General features: G+C 51.2%; 15 protein-coding genes. 14 read left to right on the plus strand and 1 reads right to left on the minus strand.

The features are described 5' to 3' along the window. The first annotated feature begins 51 nt into the window (after positions 1-51). From rne to BZG73_RS03640, 14 genes are all read left to right on the plus strand, one after another. The gene (gene rne / locus BZG73_RS03575) at positions 52-2,985 is read left to right on the plus strand and encodes a ribonuclease E (RefSeq protein ID WP_235606012.1); all 2,934 of its coding nucleotides are present in this window, start codon (positions 52-54) and stop codon (positions 2,983-2,985) included. After that, complete coding sequence (locus BZG73_RS03580) at positions 2,985-6,341, plus strand: hybrid sensor histidine kinase/response regulator (RefSeq protein ID WP_077667611.1); 3,357 nt, start codon at positions 2,985-2,987, stop codon at positions 6,339-6,341. The genes rne and BZG73_RS03580 overlap by 1 nt, the downstream gene beginning before the upstream one ends. Positions 6,342-7,331: 990 nt before the next feature. Next, complete coding sequence (locus tag BZG73_RS03585; RefSeq protein WP_046075429.1) at positions 7,332-9,020, plus strand: ABC transporter substrate-binding protein; 1,689 nt, start codon at positions 7,332-7,334, stop codon at positions 9,018-9,020. 83 nt (positions 9,021-9,103) lie between these two features. Further along, positions 9,104-10,090: an ABC transporter permease gene (locus BZG73_RS03590; protein ID WP_077579530.1), complete on the plus strand. Its 987-nt coding sequence runs from the start codon at positions 9,104-9,106 to the stop codon at positions 10,088-10,090. A gap of 1 nt (position 10,091) precedes the next feature. Continuing rightward, positions 10,092-11,120 carry an ABC transporter permease gene (locus tag BZG73_RS03595; RefSeq protein ID WP_046075427.1) on the plus strand — a complete coding sequence of 343 codons (1,029 nt, stop codon included), beginning with the start codon at positions 10,092-10,094 and terminating at the stop codon, positions 11,118-11,120. Further along, the gene (locus BZG73_RS03600; RefSeq protein WP_077667612.1) at positions 11,117-12,103 is read left to right on the plus strand and encodes an ABC transporter ATP-binding protein; all 987 of its coding nucleotides are present in this window, start codon (positions 11,117-11,119) and stop codon (positions 12,101-12,103) included. Before BZG73_RS03595 ends, BZG73_RS03600 begins: the two co-directional genes overlap by 4 nt. 27 nt (positions 12,104-12,130) lie before the next feature. After that, complete coding sequence (locus tag BZG73_RS03605; RefSeq protein WP_077579532.1) at positions 12,131-13,126, plus strand: ABC transporter ATP-binding protein; 996 nt, start codon at positions 12,131-12,133, stop codon at positions 13,124-13,126. A 20-nt stretch (positions 13,127-13,146) separates the two neighbouring features. Beyond that, positions 13,147-15,144: a glycoside hydrolase family 9 protein gene (locus BZG73_RS03610; protein WP_235606013.1), complete on the plus strand. Its 1,998-nt coding sequence runs from the start codon at positions 13,147-13,149 to the stop codon at positions 15,142-15,144. Beyond that, positions 15,144-17,108 (plus strand): beta-N-acetylhexosaminidase, encoded by a 1,965-nt coding sequence (locus tag BZG73_RS03615; protein WP_077667613.1) that lies wholly within the window; start codon positions 15,144-15,146, stop codon positions 17,106-17,108. Before BZG73_RS03610 ends, BZG73_RS03615 begins: the two co-directional genes overlap by 1 nt. Positions 17,109-17,217: 109 nt before the next feature. Next, entirely contained in the window at positions 17,218-17,985 is a 768-nt protein-coding gene (gene miaE, locus BZG73_RS03620) for a tRNA isopentenyl-2-thiomethyl-A-37 hydroxylase MiaE (RefSeq protein ID WP_201247884.1), read from the plus strand. 382 nt (positions 17,986-18,367) lie between these two features. Continuing rightward, a complete protein-coding gene (locus BZG73_RS03625) occupies positions 18,368-19,309 on the plus strand; it encodes a transposase (protein WP_077667615.1) in 942 nt (313 codons plus the stop codon). Between the two features lie 427 nt (positions 19,310-19,736). After that, positions 19,737-20,048: a YciI family protein gene (locus BZG73_RS03630; RefSeq protein WP_077667616.1), complete on the plus strand. Its 312-nt coding sequence runs from the start codon at positions 19,737-19,739 to the stop codon at positions 20,046-20,048. Next, a complete protein-coding gene (gspS2, locus tag BZG73_RS03635; protein ID WP_077667617.1) occupies positions 20,048-20,425 on the plus strand; it encodes a type II secretion system pilot lipoprotein GspS-beta in 378 nt (125 codons plus the stop codon). Before BZG73_RS03630 ends, gspS2 begins: the two co-directional genes overlap by 1 nt. A 56-nt stretch (positions 20,426-20,481) precedes the next feature. Then, positions 20,482-20,805, plus strand: a complete 324-nt coding sequence (locus tag BZG73_RS03640) for a hypothetical protein (RefSeq protein ID WP_077667618.1) — start codon at positions 20,482-20,484, stop codon at positions 20,803-20,805. A 36-nt stretch (positions 20,806-20,841) separates the two neighbouring features. Here the strand turns inward: BZG73_RS03640 and BZG73_RS03645 are convergent, their stop codons facing one another. Then, the gene (locus BZG73_RS03645; RefSeq protein WP_077667641.1) at positions 20,842-21,507 is read right to left on the minus strand and encodes a TIGR01621 family pseudouridine synthase; all 666 of its coding nucleotides are present in this window, start codon (positions 21,505-21,507) and stop codon (positions 20,842-20,844) included. Positions 21,508-21,647 lie beyond the last annotated feature (140 nt).

Raw genomic sequence — 21,647 nt, forward strand, 5'->3', positions numbered from 1 at the left:
GCTCTCGTCATCAACCGCTAATAACAACGATAAATAAATGAGAAAAATCAGATGAAAAGAATGTTGATTAACGCAACTCAGAAGGAAGAGTTGCGCGTCGCATTGGTTGACGGTCAACGGCTATACGATCTCGATATCGAGAGTCCTGGCCATGAATCGAAAAAAGCTAATATCTATAAAGGACGCATTACCCGTATCGAACCTAGCCTGGAAGCGGCATTTGTTGACTATGGCGCCGAACGACACGGTTTTCTCCCTCTAAAAGAAATTGCTCGCGAATACTTCCCTTCCGGTTACACCTATCAAGGCCGTCCAAACATCAAAGATGTGGTGAAAGAAGGCCAGGAAGTGATTGTCCAAGTGGACAAAGAAGAACGCGGCAACAAAGGGGCTGCACTGACTACATTTGTCTCGCTTGCGGGCAGCTATTTGGTATTAATGCCAAACAACCCACGTGCTGGCGGGATTTCTCGTCGCATCGAAGGGGAAGAACGCAGTCAGCTAAAAGAAGCCATGTCTGGCCTCGAACTGCCACAAGGGATGGGCTTGATTGTACGCACTGCAGGTGTGGGTAAATCGGCCGAAGAGCTTGAATGGGATTTGAAAGTCCTGCTCAATCATTGGCAAGCGGTGAAAGAAGCGGCTGGCGCCAACCCTGCGCCTTTCCTGATCCATCAAGAAAGTAACGTGATTGCCCGTGCAATCCGTGACTATTTGCGCCGTGATATCGGTGAAATCTTGATCGACAGTGAGAAGGTCTTCCAGCGCGCCCAAGAGCACATCAAACTGGTTCGTCCTGACTTTGTCAGCCGCATCAAGTTTTATGAAGGCGAAGTGCCGCTATTTAGCCACTATCAGATTGAAAGTCAGATCGAATCTGCCTTCCAACGCGAAGTGCGCTTACCCTCAGGTGGTTCGATTGTCATTGATCCTACCGAAGCCCTAACCTCAATCGATATTAACTCTGCCCGAGCCACCAAAGGCAGTGATATTGAAGAGACGGCACGCCAAACCAACATCGAAGCAGCAGAAGAGATTGCACGCCAATTGCGTCTGCGTGACTTGGGTGGTTTGGTCGTGATCGACTTCATCGATATGACCCCTGTCCGCCACCAGCGCGAGGTGGAAAACAAATTGCGTGACTCTGTCCGCATGGACCGTGCACGGGTACAAATTGGCCGCATTTCACGCTTTGGTTTGCTGGAAATGTCACGTCAGCGCCTCAGCCCGTCTCTGGCAGAAGCCAGTCATCATATCTGCCCGCGCTGTAAAGGCACTGGTGTAATTCGTGATAACGAATCGCTAGCATTGTCCATTCTTCGTTTGATGGAAGAAGAGGCAATGAAAGAGAACACGGCGCAAGTACTGGGTATCGTCCCTGTCCCCGTCGCCTCTTACCTACTTAACGAAAAACGTCGCTCGGTCCAGCACATTGAGAAATACCACAATGTCAAAGTGGTCGTGGTACCCAATGCCGACATGCAGACGCCACACTTTGATGTGGTTCGCGTCCGCGGCGGTGAAGAAATGGCGAACCTGTCTTATCAGCTGCCAAGCCAGATTGATGCGCTCAGAGAAGTAGAAGCACGCGAAGAGCCACAACAAGCGCGTCCAGCGAAAAAACGTGAAGAACCTGTATTACAAGGGTTTGCAGCGCCAAGCTCGCCGGCACCAAGCGCAACCACCACGTCTGCCACTGAAGCCGAGACAGCCAAGCCAGGCCTGTTCGCGACAGTCGGTAAGTTTTTCTCTCGCCTGTTTGCCGCGCCAGCGGAGGATACCGCAACCGCGTCGTCACAGCCTGCCGCTGCACCTGAGCCAGCTCAGACGAAGCAAAACCAGAAGCCATCACACGACTCACACAACCAACGCAATAAGTCGCGTGGCCATAAGCCACAAAACCGCGATGAGCAAAGTGATAGCAACAACGGCGAACGTGGACGGAACAACAAACAACGCCGCCAGAATAAGCCGCAAGAAGAGCGTCGCGATAACAATCGTAAAGGGAAGAAAACCCGTAACGATAACCGCAACGACAAAGCGAAAAAGCCTACGACGCAACAAGATGAGGCCAAGGTAACCAAGCCACAGTCTGACAATGCGGATAAAGGCAACAAGCAGCAAGACCAAAAGGCGGAGAAAACCGAACAGGTTAAACAACGTCGCCAGCGTCGTAAGCTGAACCGCAGCGTACGTATCAACAAAGACAATGCGGAGACGCGGGCCACCACAGACGCTACATCTGATCAAAGCAAAGACTTGCAACAGGTCGGGGCGGAAGTGGCACAACAAGCCAAGCAGCAGCCTGATAACGCGAAGAAAGAAGGTCAGCAGGACAAGCGCCGTAACCGTCGCTCACCGCGCCACCTTCGCGCCAGTGGACAGCGTCGTCGCCGTCGCCCAATGGTGAAAAGCCCAATGCCACTCACCACCGGTATGGCATCACCCGAAATGGCGATGGGCAAGGTGTGGTCGGCAGAGCAACCGGTGAAAGTGAAGCAAGATCGCCGCCGCCAGGACAAGCGCCAAAACAATAAGGCCATTGTCAGTGGTGTTGCCCGTCCAGAAATGGCCATGGGTAAAGTCATTATCATGCAAGCTAAATCGGAGGAGACGGACGCAGTGTCGACCCAACCGATGGCTTCGATAAACACCCCTGAGCCTGCACCGCAACCGGCACAAAACCAAGCAACACCTGTGATCGACGCTGCGCCTAAGGTCGCGACGCCAGACGCGCCAGCGACAACCCCTGAGCAAGACTCAGAGGTCGATTTGGTGACCGAGAAAGTGATTGAGCGCGAAGCGGAAATCAACGCCCCGACGGCAACGATTCAATACCGCCGCGCTACGTCACCAATGATGAAGGCTCCGGCACCGAACGAAACGGTTGATCACAGCCCTGTGGCAATCGCTGCCTTTAAAGCGCCTAACCCAGAAGCGAAAGCATTACTGCTTACCCATTTAAACGCCTCCATCACACCTTGATGCTGGCCTTCCTGCTATTAAGCCTCCTCCCTCTGATTTTGGTCGCCTTGTTTTTTCTTAACGCCCATAGCCAAGATCTACAAGAACAAAGCACGGCACACCTTTTATCGGTTCGCGACGGTAAGCAGCAGCAAATCAACGATTACTTTGAGGCGAAAGAGGCGGAAGTCCTTGGATTTGTTGCTTCAGAGCTCGCCTACGCCAGTGGTGGGCATTTTTATGGTTTGGTCAATGCTTTTCAGCGACTACGACCAAACATCGACGCCGCTCGTGATTACGCACAACGTCGCTATTACCTTGGGTCCGGTGAAAGGGTCAAAACGCCTGTACACAAGGACGATCCCAATTATTCCGCCACCGAGCGTTATCGGCTGCTACACAAACGCTACCACCGCGCTTATCAAGCTTTGCTCGCTCGCGCAGATTTTGACGACCTCCTCTTGGCCGACAAGCAAGGCAACGTCACCTATTCGGTGAAAAAGCTGGACAATTTTGGCACTAACCTACTCTCAGGCCCGCATCGCAATGCACGACTGGGACACACTTTCGCGGCCCTAAAACAGCAAACGCAACAAACAAAAGGGAAGTTAGATCCGACGCCTAAGGTGATTATCTCGGACTTTTCTGCTGAAGATACCGACGCACCCGTTGCATGGCTTGGCGCCCCCATTATTCAGCAAGGGTACCTGCATAGCTACGCGATCTTCCGGCTTCCTAATCATGCCCTTACCAGGCTAATGGCCCCCAGAGAAACCAATGCGATTGAAACACACCTCGTCGGCGATGACGGCAAGACTCGAGCGCATTCAACCAGCAACAGTCAGCTTGTCAATAACACGCCTGCCATAGAAAAAGCATTAGCCGGAGAAACGGGCGTCACCCGCTATCAAACCCAATCAGGCCAAACCGTGCTCGCTGCCTACACCCCCATTCACGCCAACGGTCTAAAATGGGGGCTAGTGGCTGAAGTCCCTACGCAAGTGGCCTACGCTCGAATCCACCAGCTGCAACAGCTTTTTATCGTTGCCATGTTACTTGCGATTCTCGCGGTGATCATTGCCTCGCACTATATGTCCAACTTTATTACTCGCCCACTGCTTCAGCTTACATGGGCGGCAGAAAAAGTCAGTGCAGGTGACCTTGATACCCAAATCCACCACACGCGTCGTCGTGATGAAATCGGGCGTTTGGCGGTGAGCTTTGCCCGCATGCGCCATGCCATTCGCGAAAAACTGGCCTTAATACGCCAACAAAACCAGGCCTTAGAAGCTAACATCACCACCATACGTGCTCAGAATGAAGAGCTGCATGTCGCCAACAAGCTGAAAGATGAATTCCTGGCCACCACCTCTCACGAACTTCGTACCCCATTACACGGCATGATAGGGATTGCCGAAGCACTGATTGACGGTGCGAACGGTCCGATTAGTCGCGATCATCAGTATCAACTATCGATTATCGTCAACAGTGGCCAGCGCTTGGCCAAGCTGGTTGATGATCTCTTGGACTACCATAAAATGCGCTATGGGCAATTGGATTTGGAGCAAGGTCCTGTCAATCTCAACGCCATCACACAGCTTGTGCTGTCACTCGCCAAGCACCTGAAAAAAGAGAAGCCGCTAGACATCATTAATCAGCTCAGCGACACGCCAATCTGGGTACACGCGGATCCCCAACGGCTTGAGCAAGTTATGTACAATTTACTGGGAAATGCGATTAAGTTCACCGATGCGGGTAAGATTGTTATTAGCGCCGACACCTTGGACGATCGCGTTCGCATCCAAGTGGTTGATACGGGTAAAGGGATCCCCGCGGAACAGCTAAGCACCGTTTTYGAACCGCTCGCACAAGCAGTGAGTAGCCACTATCATTATCAACACGGCGCAGGTCTCGGTCTATCCATCAGTCGTCAACTTGTTGAGCTGATGGGCGGCCAGCTGTACGTCAGTAGTCAGCCGCAAGTGGGGACCACCTTTAGCTTCACCCTTCCGAGCGTCGATGAGCCTCCGGTGTTGACCACCGAGCTTTCCGCCGTCTCTACCCAACACATTCATCAAGATGACACGCGAGAGACCCTCGCTCACTCCTCTTCGGACGTTGTTTCGCAAAGCCAGCATAATCACAATGGCTTACATATTTTAGTGGTCGATGATGAGCCAACCAACCAACAAGTACTGACCAGTTTTCTTAATATTGAAGGCTATCAGGTCAGTACAGCCAGTGATGGACGTACAGCGATTGATCATATCGCCACCACAAAGCCAGATCTCATCTTACTCGATGTGCTAATGCCCGGAATGAGTGGATTCGAGGTCTGTGAGCAGCTGCGTGCACGCTATGACCATGCTGCACTTCCGATTATCATGCTAACCGCCTTAAATCAGCCTGATGATCGCATCTATGGCTTTGAGGTCGGCGCGAATGATTATCTCTGTAAGCCCTTTGATAAAAGAGAGCTCGCCGCACGGATAGCAACACATCTTGCCGCTAGCCAAGCGGAACAGCGCCGCCAAGAAAATCAGCGCCTCGAGCAGGCGCTTGAACAAAGTGCTCGGCAACAGGCCAGTCTACTCGAAACCCAGTCTTGGTTGATTTCACAGCTCTCTCTCGCTCCTGAAGCTATGTTAGGTATGCGAAAAGATGGCCAGGTTCGCTTTGTTAACCAAGCGGCAGCCTCCTTGTTTGAGCGTGAGCAAGACGAGGTAAAACGGATGCATGGCCAAGCCTTAGTGAAAGCGCCCGAGCAAGCCAATCAGATGGAGCGCTATCAAGGCCCACTGACCATTTATATTGAAGGACGTCCCCGAGACGTCGACGGTATGGTGCTGCGTTTTCCCGCAGAGTCTGACATTGACAGCCTGTATGTCATCAACACAGACGCTCCCGTGTCTCAGTCTCGTATACAGAGCCTAGAAAGCGCCATCGAAGCCTTATCTGGCTACGCATTAGGCGGAGACTCGCGCCAACTTGAAACGCTAAAAGCCATGGGGGGCGAATTTGAAGCTATCGCTGAAAAAGCGCAACACCAACAACAAGATAAAGCCAACGCACGCAGACAGCTAATTGTTGATGCCATGGTAGCCAGCTTGCATTACTGGGAAGAAGCCACAGGCAAAAGCAAATTCGATTTTGCCGAGCAAAGTGGTCTTTGGCGCGTCTACCTTGACCGTAGTAGCTTACAAACCCGCACATTGGATAAGTACCTGCTCATCGAAACCCTGCCAAAAACCCCGCGATGGCGCACAGTGCTGAGCTCCATTCGCTTTATCCTCGATCATTGTGACAAACGTAGTACGACCCGTACTCAGCTGGAGTCCTATTACCAACAACTTCGCCAGCTACTGCTAGAAGACTAACACAGCCAAATCGCTCCTTCTCCCAGTGCCTCTCCTATCGGGACAGGCACTGCTGCGTTCCCGCTATCGTTTCTCCACCCTCTTAAGCATCCCTTCTTCTGAGGACAGGCACTTTTACCCTGACAAGCACCCTCTTAAGGCACCCTCTTACGGGGACAGGCACTGTCTCTTATGAGGACAGTCGTACTTCTTGCGCTCTCATTTCTTGTAAGGACAGGCACCTACATGTTAGCCGCAGGCCCCTCGTTCTGTCCGACACACTATCAGCTCTTGTGGGGACAGACACTTATAGCACTCCCTTTTAGCGCCCTATCAGGACAGGCGCATCGAAGTAAGTGAGCAAACCTCGGTGACTGTCCTATGAATAGTTCGCGGGAACAGACACTGTCTCTTATGAGGACAGTCGTATTTCTTGGGTTCTCTTAACGTGCCCGTCCTCTGACTGACGAGCTAAAATCGCTCATTAATAATCTTTGCGAACCAACCTCATTTCAATCGCAATGCTTCTTAGCAAAAATCCCCTTTTATGTCGGATATAACTCAGAAATGCGCGACTTGTCACAACAAAATAGATACTGATTTTTCTCGTTAAAAAATAAGAGTGTTTTGGTGTGTGACATGCATCGCCCAAAAGATAATTAAACATAACATTATGATTTTTATATTATTATAATTCCATCCAGGGTCGTTATCAGGAGATAATCGTAATTGCATCCTGAAGCGGACAACCTTTTTAGCTGTTTTTTTTAACGAAAATAACGTCAACGTCGCGCTTTTTTACGGTTTTAACGATTATTCACATTGCAGCCTTCACTTAACTTGGGCTTAGTGAAGATGTTTGCTGGCCTGGAGCAACAAGTATCGCTTGGGGCATCCCATCCATAATCACAACGTCAGGGTCGGCAACACAGTAAGCTTGAGCTCGCGAAGGTTGTAAGCAACGAGCTCACTATCCATCACGTGAACTGAAAGCAACAGTAAGGAATGGCTATGTTTTCGAGTAACATTAGAGTTGCCAGCAAGACCCTACTTGCCTCTGCAATCATCGGTGCGCTGAGCGCAAGTGCTGGCGTTAGTGCCGCCGAGCGCAGTGAGCTCACTATCCACCCGAAAGAATTCAATACTTTTGTCCGTAACTTTAACCCTTTCCTCGGCGCTACCTATCTGCACACCACCACTGACTTTATCTATGAGCCTTTAGTGGTGTTTAACGAAATGAAAGGCAACCAACCTGTCTTTCGTCTCGCGAGCGGCTATGAAATGGCGGATGACCTGAAAAGTGTCACCTTCACCCTTCGTGAAGGGGTGAAATGGTCAGACGGTGAGGCCTATACCGCCGATGATGTGGTGTATTCGTTTGATTTGGTCAAAAACCACCCTGAGTTGGATCAATCTGGGATTAACCAATGGGTTGATGATGTGAAGAAGCTAGACGACTACACCGTCCGCTTTGAACTCACTGAGGCAAACTCGAATGTCCCCTACGAAATTGCGAAAGTACCTGTGGTGCCTGAACACGTCTGGAAAAATGTTGAAGAGCCCGCGTCTTACACCAATGAAAACCCGGTAGGCTCTGGCCCCTTCACCACCATCGATACCTTCACGTCACAGCTCTATATTCAATGTCGTAACCCGCATTATTGGGATAACGACAACCTCGATGTTGACTGTCTGCGCGTACCACAAATTGCCAATAACGATCAGTTTTTAAGTAAAGTGATCAACGGCGAAATGGACTGGACCTCATCGTTTATTCCTGACATTGATCGCACCTATGCCGCCGCTAATCCAAACCATCACTATTGGTATCCTGCCGCCGGCACCCAAGCCTTTATGGTTAATTTTAATGACCCAGACCCTGCCAAGCGTGAAGCGCTAACCAATGTCGACTTCCGTCGCGCCTTTTCGATGGCGCTGGACCGTCAAACCATCATTGATATCGCGTTTTATGGTGGTGGTACGGTAAACGACTTCGCCTCTGGCTTAGGTTATGCCTTTGAGTCTTGGTCCGACGAAGCAGTGCATGAAAAATATCGCCAATACAATACGTACGATCTAGACGGCGCCAAAGCACTGCTCGCTAAAGCCGGCTTTAAAGATCAAGACGGCGATGGCTTTGTGGAAACGCCATCAGGTAAGTCGTTTGAGCTCGAGATCCAATCCCCCAATGGCTGGACCGATTTCAACAACACCGTTCAACTAACGGTTGAGCAACTTGCCGAGGCCGGTATCAAAGCCAAAGCACGTACCCCTGATTTCTCGGTATACCGCCAAGCGATGCTCGAAGCCGACTACGACGTCGCCTACACCAACTACTTCCACGGTGCTGATCCTTACACCTATTGGAATAGCGCGTATAACTCCAACTTACAGGAAGGGGATGGCATGCCGCGGTTCGCAATGCATTACTACCAAAATGCCGAGCTCGACAAGCTGTTAGACAGCTTCTACAAAACCGCGGACAAGGCTGAGCAGCTGGAAATTGCCCACCAAATCCAAGCGATTATCGCCAAGGATCAGGTCACTATTCCGGTGCTTTCTGGTGCACAAATGTATCAATACAACACCACCCGCTTCACCGGTTGGTGGAACGAAGACAATCCGAAAGGTCGCCCCTCTATCTGGGCCGGCATTCCTGAGCGTCTTCTTCATGTGCTGGACCTTAAGCCCGTTCAGTAACCAATATCGGGCGCCTTGCGCGCCCGCTTTTCCACGGTGTTCACGCCACGAACATCACCACTTCGCTGTGTAAGGTGTGGGTTATGGGTTATTTTTTCCGACGGCTAACTTTTTACATGATTGCCCTTTTAGTGGCAGCAACACTCAATTTTATTATTCCTCGTGCCATGCCCGGTGATCCTGTCACCATGATGTTTGCCAACGCCTCGGTGCAAGTCACTCCAGAGCGAATTGAGGCAATGAAACAACTACTGGGCTTTGTCGATGGCCCCCTCTATATGCAGTATTTCACCTACATGAAAAACGTGTTGAGCTGGGATTTAGGCACCTCCATCCAATTTTATCCGTTGTCAGTAAACGAGCTCCTCGGCAAAGCCTTTGGCTGGTCGCTGTTTCTCGCCGGCAGTGCAGTGCTGCTGTCTTTCTCGTTGGGCTCGATTTTGGGGATTTTTGCCGCTTGGAAGCGCGGCGGAAAATACGATGCTGTGATCACCCCAGGAATGCTAATCATCCAAGCGGTACCACAAGTGGTTATCGCCATGTTGGCGCTGTTTATTTTCGCGATTGGGCTGAAATGGTTTCCAACCGGATACGCCTACACGCCGGGCGTTACCCCTGACTGGACCAGCTGGGCCTTTATTAAAGATGTGGCCTATCACGCCGTACTCCCGCTTTTTTGTGCCTCCATCATTCAAGTGGGCGGCTTTTTGGTCAACATGCGCAACAACATGATTAACCTGCTTGCGGAAGACTACATCACCATGGCCCGCGGCAAAGGGTTAAGTGAAAACCGCGTGGTATTTAACTACGCCGCCCGGAACGCGCTCTTGCCCAGTGTCACGGCGCTATCAATGTCGCTGGGTATTGCCATCGGGGGCCAACTGATTGTGGAGATCATTTTTAACTACCCCGGTCTTGGCTCGGTGCTCTTGAATGCGATCAACGCGCGTGACTACCAAGTCCTGCAAGGCCAGCTACTGATTATGACCTTGTTTATGCTCTCGTTTAACTTAATTGCTGACATGCTGTACGTGGTCCTTGACCCACGCCTGCGCAAAGGAGGCAAATAATATGAAAGATCTCCTCACGCTTATCGTACGCAATAAAATTGCCCGCGCTGGCTCCATCATTGTTGGTTTATTTATATTGATGGCGGTCTTCGCGCCTTTATTAACCCAGCACGCGCCAGATAAACGCACCGGTAATCCGCATGAATACCCCAGCTTTATCGTCAAAGCGGCGCAAGCCAATCCAGACGGCTGGGTCGCCACGCACTTAGCGGATGATCGTCGCACCCTACTGATGTCGAAAAAGGCCGACCATGTCCTTGGTACCACCCGTATGGGTCGTGATGTCTGGTCGCAGTTAGTACATGGCGCCCGTGTTTCGTTAGCGGTGGGTTTTGGGGCAGGTATCACCGTGTGTGTGCTCGCCACCTTAATTGGTATTACCGCCGGCTATTTAGGCGGTTGGGTTGACGATGTGCTCACCGCCGCGATGAACATTATGTTGGTGATCCCGCAATACCCACTCTTGTTCGTGCTCGCCGCGTTTATCGGCGAAGCCGGACCGCTGACGATTGCCATCATTATTGGCTGCACCTCGTGGGCGTGGGGCGCACGGGTGGTTCGGTCGCAAACCCTTGCCCTGCGCGAAAAAGAGTTCGTGAAAGCCGCCGAAGTGCTGGGTGAATCGCGCTTTCGTATCACCTTTGTCGAGATCTTGCCTAATCTCGTGCCCATTGTTGGCGCTAGCTTTATTGGTTCGGTGATGTATGCCATTGCCATGGAGTCGATTATCTCCTTTCTAGGCCTTGGCGATCCCAACACCATCAGCTGGGGGATCATGCTCTACAACGTGCAAACCTCTTCATCCATGTTAATTGGCGCGTGGTGGGAGCTGCTCGCGCCTTGTATTGCGCTGACTTTACTGGTTACGGGGCTTGCGTTACTCAACTTCGCAGTGGATGAAATTGCCAACCCGCAATTACGTGCGCAAAAAGGGATGAAGCGCTGGAAAAAACTCAGCCAACAAGAAAAGAAAGCCCGCGACGAGAATCCCGTTGCCGAACACATGCTGATCAGTGGAGATAAATCATGAGTCGCACCCCACTTATCTCAATCCGTGACCTGTGCGTGGACTACATTACCGATGCCGGCGATGTCCGAGCCTGCGATCATGTCAGTTTTGACATTGCCCCCGGTGAAGTATTCGGTCTGGCTGGCGAATCGGGATGCGGTAAATCCACCGTTGCCTTTTCGCTGATGCGTCTGCATAAGCCACCCGCCTTTATCACCGGCGGCGAAGTCATCTTTAACGGCGAGAATATCCTCGATTACAGCGACGCTCGGATGCACGACTTTCGCTGGCGGGAGATGTCGATGGTGTTTCAAAGCGCCATGAATGCCCTTAATCCAGTGCTGACGCTCGAAGAACAGTTTTGCGATGTGTTGATGCGCCACACCAACCTGACCCGCAAACACGCGGTCAAACGGGCTCAAGGCTTGCTGGAAATTGTCGATATTCACCCTAGCCGCCTGACCGATTATCCGCACCAATTTTCGGGCGGGATGCGTCAGCGCTTGGTAATTGCCATTGCGCTAGCCTTAAATCCGAAAATGATCATCATGGATGAGCCCACCACCGCATTAGACGTGGTGGTACAGCGTGAGATCTTGCAAAAAATCTATGCGTTAAAAGAAGAGTTTGGCTTTTCGATTCTGTTTATCACCCATGATTTATCGCTCATGGTCGAGTTCTCCGACCGGATTGGAATCATGTATTCCGGCGAGCTGATTGAGGTCGCGCCGTCCAAACAAGTACTCACCAATCCGTATCACCCCTACACCGAAGGGCTGGGCAGCTCATTCCCCTCACTTACCGGACCTAAGCGCCAGCTCACGGGGATCCCAGGCAACCCGCTCAACTTGCTCGAAATCCCGACCGGCTGCCGCTTTCAAGCACGCTGTGCTCAGGTGCATGATCGATGTCGCACCACCCAAACGGCGCTGCGCCAAATCGAACCGGGACGGTATTCCAACTGCCATCTATACGGCGAGCCCATCGCCCAACAAAAACTCTAATAACGCGACAATGTGAGGAAGTCAGTGATGAGTACAGGTTTTGGAGAACTGCTGGTTGAAGGGAAAAACGTGGTGAAAGATTTTCCCATTAACAGTCATGCCCTTAAACAACCCATGATGCGAGCGATCAATGATGTCTCGTTCAAAATGTACAAAGGCCGTGGACTTGCCGTGGTGGGGGAGTCGGGCTCGGGCAAATCAACCACCGCGAAAATGATTGCCAAAATGTATGCCCCGACCGATGGCTGCATTGAATATCGCGGCCGCGATATCACCACCATTAAAAAACGTGATGAGCTGATGCGCTATCGCGAAGGCCTGCAAATGGTCTGGCAAGACCCTTTTGGCTCGCTCAACCCCACGCATAATGTGTTTCATCATATTGCGCGCCCATTATTGATCCACAAAAAAGTCGCCAAGCGCGACAAAGCACAACTGAAAGAGCGAGTGTTCGAGCTACTCGAGCAAGTGGGTCTCACTCCGGCCAAAGAAACGGCGGAGAAATTTCCCCACCAGCTGTCGGGCGGCCAGCGTCAGAGGATTAACCTGGCGAGGAACATCGCCGTCGGCGCGGAAGTGGTACTCGCCGATGAGCCAACTTCGATGCTGGATGTGTCGATTCGTGCCGGTGTACTTAATCTGATGGAAGAAATGAAAGTGGAGAAGCAAATGTCGCTGCTCTACATCACCCATGATATCGCTACCGCACGTTACATTGCTGAAGACTTGGCAGTGATGTACGTCGGCCATATGGTCGAATGGGGAGACACCGAAGAGATTATTCATCGCCCTCAGCATCCTTACACCCAGCTATTGGTCTCAGCCGTGCCCGACCCGAGCAAGTCTATTCACGAAAAACTAAAGGGCAACAAGGGTGAAATTCCTCTGTGGACGCCGGATTCTGTCGGCTGCCCTTTTGCTGGCCGCTGCCCACATGCGACAGCCAAATGCACTGAGCAGTTGCCCCGCGTGACCAAGCTCGCCGACAACCACTATGTGCGCTGCTATTTGTACGAGCAATAGCGACCAATAAGGATACCATCATGCAAGTGCTGACCAATCACATTGGCTACTCGTTACACGGTGACAAATACGCGGTGATCGTCAGTGACAGCGACCGCCTCACCGGTACGCCCGTGGCACTGATTTCCCTGCCTCCTCTTAAGGGGACAGGCACATTTAGCTCGGCGGACAAAGCTGCCTCCTCTTCTGGGGACAGGCACTTTAATGAAGCCGCAGAAGGCGCGCAAAATTTTACGGGGACAGGCACTCTTACTCACGGGACAGACACTTTTGTTCGTGGGACAGACACAGCACCACTCGATAACGTGGTCGCGCAGTTTGAATTACACCAAGGCACACAGTTAAGCAACTGGCAGATGGGTACGGCTTATACCCTCGATTTCTCTGCCTTTGCACATCGCGGAAGCTATCAACTAGCATTACTAACAGAAACACCTGTGTATTCGCATCCGTTTGAGATCATTGACGATGGCCTGTTTCACACCACGTTTTCCGATTTGCTGCATTATTTTAAATCGCAGCGGTGTAGCGGCATCTATGAACACGCGGATCAGCACGCCAAGGTATTCGGCTCTGATGAACGCGTGGATGTATCCGGCGGTTGGTACGATGCCTCTGGCGATGTGAGCAAATACCTGAGCCACCTTTCCTACGCCAATTACTTTAATCCGCAACAAATCCCGCTATTGGCTTGGGGACTGGCCGATCTTACCAGCCAATTTAGCTCGGACACGCTCCCCGCGTTTATGCGCACGCGCTTAGCCGATGAAGCGAAACACGGCGCTGATTTTCTTCTCCGTATGCAAGACCCCAGTGGCTTTTTTTATATGACGGTGTTTGATCAATGGTCGAAAGACCCAGAGCGCCGCACTCTTTGCGCTTACGCGACGCAAGATGGAGTGATGAGTGAGGCTTACCAGGCCGGTTTTCGTCAAGGCGGCGGCATAGCGATTGCTGCCCTTGCCGCCGCAAGCCGATCCCCGCTTTGCGCGGATCCAGACCAACAAGCACGCTATTTAGACGCCGCCATTCGCGGCTACTGGCATTTGGTTGAACATAACCATCATTACCTTGATGACGGAGAGCCCAACATTATTGACGAAACCTGCGCTCTTCTCGCCGCATGTGAGTTGCATCACGCCAATCGGCAGTCTACCGAGGAGCAACCTACCGGGGACAGTCACGCTTATTTGACGGGACAGGCACCTTTAGGTTCTGGGGACAGACATATTAGTGCGAACAGTGACTGTCCCTTCTTGAACGAGGCACGAGGCTGGATGACAAAGCTGATAGCACGGCAGTGCAGTGATGAAACTTGCCAGTATTATTGGTCAGCAAATACTGATGGCGGCCGCCCGTTTTACCATGCCGCCGATGCCGGTCTACCCGGCTTGGCATTAGTTCGCTACCTCGATGTGGAAACCGACCCCAGCCATCAAGCTATCGCGCAAACAGCACTGGAACGCGCCTGTCAGTTTGAGCTCAACCTAACACAAACAGCCGATAATCCATTCGCGTATCCGCGTCAGTACGTCAAACCCGTCGATGGCGTCAAACAGGTACGTCACTTTATTCCTCACCACAATGAAACCGGCTATTGGTGGCAAGGCGAGAATGCACGCTTGGGATCACTGGCAACCTTTGCGTGTCATGCCACGCGCCACATTCAAGACAATGCGCTAAATGCGGCCCTCCACACCTTTAGCCAACGGGCGCTTAATTGGATCCTCGGTTTAAACCCATTTGATATCTGCATGCTCGATGGACATGGTCACAACAACCCAGATTACCTACCGCACTTGGGATTTTTTAATGCCAAAGGGGGGATCTGCAATGGCATTACCGCAGGGATGGAGGATGAAACACAGATTGCCTTCAACCCCGCGCCATATTGCGATGATATGGCGCAAAACTGGCGATGGGGCGAGCAATGGTTGCCACATGCAAGCTGGTTTATGCTCGCCATCAGTGCGCAAACACTGGTTGGCAACGGCCACTCGAACAAGGAGAACGCGTGATGACTTACCGCCTCGATCTTAGTGTGATCAACGAGTATCCCAATGACACCCCACCGCGCAGCCGAATGGGGTTAACCTTGCATAATCTCACCGACCGCCCGTTAGAAACGCTGTCCATTGCGGTATTGTTTGATCGCTTCATCAACCCCAATACCCTGTCACAAGGCAGTATTGAGCAAATCGGTAGTTATTGCGTCATCACACCGGCGCATCAAACACTCGATGCCAATCAAAGCTTATACATCGAGTTTGATGCCCACACGCCGCCGTTGCGGTTCCTTTGTGCCGGCTTTAAAGATGCGCTGATCTATGCCAATGGCGAGCAATATTCAGTGATGCTCACCCCCATTAACTTGGCGCACACTTACACCACACGATCACCGATTCCAGATGTTCATCCCGCCGAGCACGCCATTATTCCGGTGCCCAAATCAGTGCGCCACCAACCAGGGTACTTTACGCTTTCACCCACGACACCGTTAATCGCGGTGGATCCACAGGCCGTTCCCGCCGCGCAGTGGTTAAGTAACGAGTGGGTTCGTCTATACCCGCAGGCCGATATTGCACTCGACCCACGCCACCAAGATGCAGTCACTGGCGATCATGCCATTATCTTACGGCCGTTACCCGACTCGGCACTTCGAGATATCGCCCACCGTGATGAGGCCTATCAGCTCACCGTCACCGACCAAGGCGTGGTTATCCAAGCCTGTGCTGAGCGAGGGTTTATTCACGGCTGCGCATCACTGTTACAACTTTGCCAAGAGCATGAAACACAGCTTCGAATACCGGCAATCAAAATCAGCGATGCACCACGCTTTGCTTATCGAGGGATGATGCTCGATTGCGCGCGCCATTTTCATTCGGTGGACACGGTAAAGCGACTGATTAACCAGTTGGCCTACTTTAAGTTCAATACCTTTCACTGGCATTTAACCGACGATGAAGGTTGGCGACTGGAGATTAAAGCCCTGCCTGAATTGACGCGCTATGGAAGTCAACGCGGCCCCAATACCCGCCTTGCTCCGCAGTTCAGTCATATTGCAGAACGTCACGAAGGCTATTATCGCCAAGAAGAGGTGCGTGACGTGATTGAATACGCCGCGGCCCGAGGTATTACCGTCATTCCAGAAATTGATATTCCCGGCCACTGTCGCGCAGCCATCAAAGCGCTGCCTGATTGGCTACACGATGCCGACGACCGCTCTACTTACCGCAGCGTACAACACTACACCGATAACGTATTATCGCCAGCCCTTGATGGCACGTATAGATTTTTAGATACGGTATTAAGTGAAGTCGCCGAGCTTTTTCCTGCCTCATGGGTCCATATTGGCGCCGATGAAGTCCCTGACGGGGTATGGACGGATAGCCCAATTTATCGGGACAGACGCATGAACGGAGAAACGACCGCTTCGCTACAGGGACAGATACTGACCTACGCTGAGCAAAAGCTACGCGCCTTGGGCAAACGTATGGTTGGCTGGGAAGAAGTGCAGCACGGCGATAAAGTCAGCAAGAATACCGTGATCTATTCATGGCAAAGCGAAGACGCCGCATTGCACTGTGCGCAGCATGGTTTTGATGTGATTTTAACCCCCGGTCAGGCGACCTATCTCGATATGGTGCAAGATTATGCTGCCACCGAGCCTGGGCTCGACTGGGCGGGCGTCACGCCATTAGAAAAAGCCTACCAATATGAGCCGCTGGCAAGCCTCGCCAGTGACGACCCCGCCCGTGAGCACATACTAGGCGTGCAATGTGCACTCTGGAGTGAACTGATCACCAATCAGGACAGGCTCGATTACATGGTATTTCCAAGGCTTACCGCCATTGCGGAAGCGGCTTGGAGCCACAGTGAGCGCCGTGACTGGCTCGATTATCTAGCCAGACTCAAAGCGCAATTACCGCGTTTAGACAAGTTCGGTATTCAATACCGTTCCCCTTGGGCATCGAACAAGTAGGCCGAATTCGCCCACCTGGCAGCGCGCCCTGCGCTGCCAGCTCTTTGCGCTCACATCCCATCTGTTTATAATGCCCAACCATTGTTGTCAGTCTGAGAGTGTTTCCGGCATGCTACGCCAAGAAATTAATACCCTACTCACCCCTATTCATGGTTTTCTGCACTGTCAAACCCCCGACAGTTGGATTGACGCGGCCATTCAGCCTGACAATCAATCGATTCTTTTGCGCGATCACGCAAACTGCGAATTAAAAGCCAGCCAAACCGCGATGTGGCTGATCCGTAAATATGCCGTTGATGCGGCGAGTGGCGAGCAACTGCTGGCATGGGCCAAACCCTATGAGGACTTTGTCTATCGCGGCGTTCGCGATGAAATTTTTCATGGACGCAAAAACGGTCTCAGTGCACCTTTAACCCCTAAAGCGGGCTTTGCCCACGGCCAAGCCTTGATTGATAAAATGGTCCGATTAATCAAAGAAGAGTTTCATCACTTTGAGCAAGTGATTGAAATCATGGACGCACGCGGCATTCCTTATCAACCGTTAGAAGCAGGCCGCTACGCCAAAGGATTAATGCGCGCGGCACGCACTCATGAGCCCGCAACCTTGGTCGATAAATTGATTATTGGCGCCTACATTGAAGCACGCTCCTGCGAGCGCTTTGCTAAAGTCGCCCCACACCTTGATGATGAACTGCAAAAGTTCTACATCTCGCTATTGCGCTCGGAAGCACGCCATTATCAAGATTACCTCACGCTTGCAGAAACTATCGCCGGCGGAGACATTCGCGACCGCATTCAAACCATCGGCGAGCGCGAAGCCGAACTCATCCAAGCACCCGACAGCCAATTCCGCTTTCACAGCGGCACCCCTGCTTAGCTTCTTCTTATAGGGACAGGCACTTGTTATTTCTCGCGAGGACAGTTTCCTGCCAGGACAGACACCTTTACGCATCCATAATTGATTTCTAGCGAGGACAGTCACCTCTTGATGACTATCCTCGTCGTTTTTCTCCAACGTTCGAACCTTTTCCCCTATCAGGACAGGCACTCTGTAGTGACTGTCCCTGTTATGACTTCCTACGCCATCACTACTCACTATTCTCGAGAAGTACTTCTTGGGACAGACATGTTAAGAAAATAACAACTCTCACAATTACACCACTTCTTGCACTGTCACCAAAACTCTAGCTAGAAAAGATGAAGACTGTTCATTTATACAGTACCTTTTAGTCATACCAAGATGCTAAGAGGGACCGACGATGACTAAAGCTCGCGCATCGCAAATAAATTTAGCCGCCACACCTTATTACCATTGTGTCTCACGTTGTGTGCGCCGCTCGTTTTTGTGCGGCTATGATGCGCAGTCACAAAAAAGCTATGAGCATCGTCGCACATGGATAGAAACGCGTTTACTTACACTCGCCAAAGCATTTTGTATCGATATCTGTGCTTATGCCATTATGAGCAATCACTATCACGTTGTTTTGCATATCAACGCCAAAGCGGCTCAGTCTTTAACCAATATCGAGGTTGTTGAACGCTGGCTAGCCTTTCATCAAGCGCCTGCGCTTATCCAACGTTTTTATCAGGGTGAATCGCTCTCTCACTCAGAGCGAAAAGCGTGTTTTCGCATCATTGAGAACTGGCGCGAACGTTTGATGTCTGTCAGCTGGTTTATGAAGCTGCTCAATCAATATATTTCGACGCTAGCGAACCGAGAGGATCAATGTTCAGGGCATTTTTGGGAGGGACGCTTTAAAAGCCAAGCCATATTAGATGAAAAAGCACTCGCTGCGGCGATGGCCTATGTCGATTTGAACCCAGTGCGAGCAGGTATCACCAAGCAGCCTAAACATGCCAATTACACATCGATTAAAAAGCGCGTTGAATCACTCGAGCAAAATAAAGCGACCCCAGCCGGCTTATTCCCCTTCGCCGGGAACCCGAGAAAGCCGATGCCCGACGGTATCCCTTTTCGCCTTATGGACTATTTGGCTCTGGTAGAATGGACGTGCGATCAGGACCAGAACGCCAATTCACTCCCAAGACCACAGCTACTCACACAGCTGAACATCTCACGTGAAACCTGGTTAAGTACATGCTCTCACTTAGAGGGCGGGAATATCGTAGGTTCACTATCGAGTATTCAGGCGGTCTTGCCGACACTCGGTCTAAAACGCATGACCGGCGTCATGATCTAAAGTGAGTTGGGCTTGTCGTTGAAGGCATCCCAATAACGTAAACACGAAATAAACTCGCTAAGACCTCATCCAATCCAATAGGCCAGCACCATTATCAGTACAAACAACACACCCACCGCTTTTAAGAGCGGCTTTAGCCCTTTTGCTCCACCTTCCGGGGATTGATTACAGCATCCCATATTATCTCCTGACCGTTTTTCCAGAAGAATAAGCCTTCCAGTAACAGGAAGGTAAAGGGCTATCCAGTTTTTGATCTTGTTGGGACAGGCACGTTAAATACTTAAGAATGCTTAAGTGTCTGTCCTACTCTCGGTAAGACACTTTTAACCTTGGTGCCTGTCCCCCCAACACACTCACTAATACACTGTACTCAGAAATCTAGACTCTGTATCCTAGTGGCTATAAACATCTATCAAGGACAATGACGATGTGGTATCTCATTTATTCGCAAGACGTCGAGAACAGCCTACCGCTACGCAAGCAAGCGCGCGACGCACACCTTGAGCGCTTACACCAACTGGAAAAAGAAAACCGCTTGATGATTGCAGGACCAAACCCTGCCGTTGATAGCGACGAGCCGGGCGAAGCTGGGTTTACGGGGTCAACCGTTATTGCATGGTTTGAGTCATTATCAGCCGCCCAAGCCTGGGCCGACAAAGACCCTTATATTGCCGCTGGCGTCTATGCAGACGTGACCGTTAAACCTTTCAAAAAAGTGCTTCCTCAGGATCCTGTCTAATGCGATTAGTAAAAGTATTGATGATGACAGGCCTTGGGCTAATACTGAGTGCATGTAGCAGCACCCAGCATGATCAAGCCGCAGAAGCAGCAACCCAACGTGCAGACATGATTGCACAGTTACTGCCGATGGATATTGAAGGCTACTCACTCGTTCGCGCTCGTGCGCAAGATGCCATTATCGAGCTGACGCTTCTGGAGAAGAATGCCAAAAAAACACCGGGGCAGCTCTTTTCCGGCTTAGAGCGTCGTTATTGTGAGGATAACGATATCCGCAATATGTTAGACAGTGGCATCAGCTATACCATTTTGGTTCGCGATACCCGTGGTCGACAAATCCTCAAAAACGCCATTACTGCACCAAGCTGTGCTAGCTAAAGAAGGGGGGGCTAGATGAAGCCCTCTCCAACGGTAAAGCCGAGAGGTACTTACCTGTGATAGCCGCCTTGCTCTATATTATGACGGTTGGTTTTTATCTCTTTACCAACTCTAAGGAAACCTCACTCAAAGAAGCGATCATTTGCATCAGCGTCGTGGGGATTTATTGTCTTTGGCACCTAGCTATTCCACCTTTTGCTGCCACCCCTAATTTTTACACAGAAAGAGCGTTTGGTATCGTGCCATTTGTTTCGATGTGGGCAATCCTATTCCCACACTTTGCTATCAATCAAATCCCCACCGTTACACGTACATTAGGTTGGATTGGTCTGTTCACGATGACAGTTATTCTCGCGATTTTTAAGCTACTTGTTTGGTAACCTGTGCATCACTTCCCAGCGCTCAGTGAAACAGAATTAGAGCAGTGAAAACGGGACATCCCACTCCACCGGTAAGGCTGGCCACAACTCGCCTTCGCTCGGGGGCAGCACATAGCTGTAGTGCTTGGCTGGCTGATCATCGGCAAAACGACACGTAAATTGCAGCCCATAAGCGTGTAAGTAGCCACGATCGGCAGGCTCGCCGCCATAGTAATCATCACCGATGAGCGGAGAGCCAATGCTTTTCATCGCCACGCGAATTTGATGGGTTTTGCCTGTGTAAGGACGACAGAGAAAAAGTCGCCGCCCCTCACCACCAGCAATAGAGGTAAAACGCGTTCTCGCAGGGTTATCTTTGCTGGTCAGTAATTTCCAGCTACCTCGCCGCCCCTTAGTCATATCACCAACGATCAATCCCTGCTTCTTACGCGGCTTGTTGGCACTTAATGCCAAATAGAACTTTTCTATCTCGCGAGAAGCAAACAGCCCAGAGAGGACAGACGCCGCATGAGAAGAAGTTGCCAGCAGCAGCAAGCCCGATGTCATCTTGTCCAACCGATGCACAAGGTAGACTTTCTCAACCCCAATGTGCGCCGCCACGGCCGGTAAAAGTGCCGCGTGATCGGCTTCTTTTTGCACGCTAACGCTGTGGTGCTTATTGATCACCACAAAGTATTGGTTTTGGTCGACAATTGAAAACATAACGAGGCGATTTACCGGTTGGCCACTGAGGACAGGCATCATAACGACTTCACACTTACGTCGCTAGGGCAATCATATAAGTGACTGTCCCCCGAGTGTTCACCCTAGAGCAATTATAAAGGTATAAAGGTGCCTGTCCC

Source organism: Salinivibrio siamensis (genome assembly GCF_001996005.1).
Taxonomy (GTDB): Bacteria; Pseudomonadota; Gammaproteobacteria; order Enterobacterales; family Vibrionaceae; genus Salinivibrio; species Salinivibrio siamensis.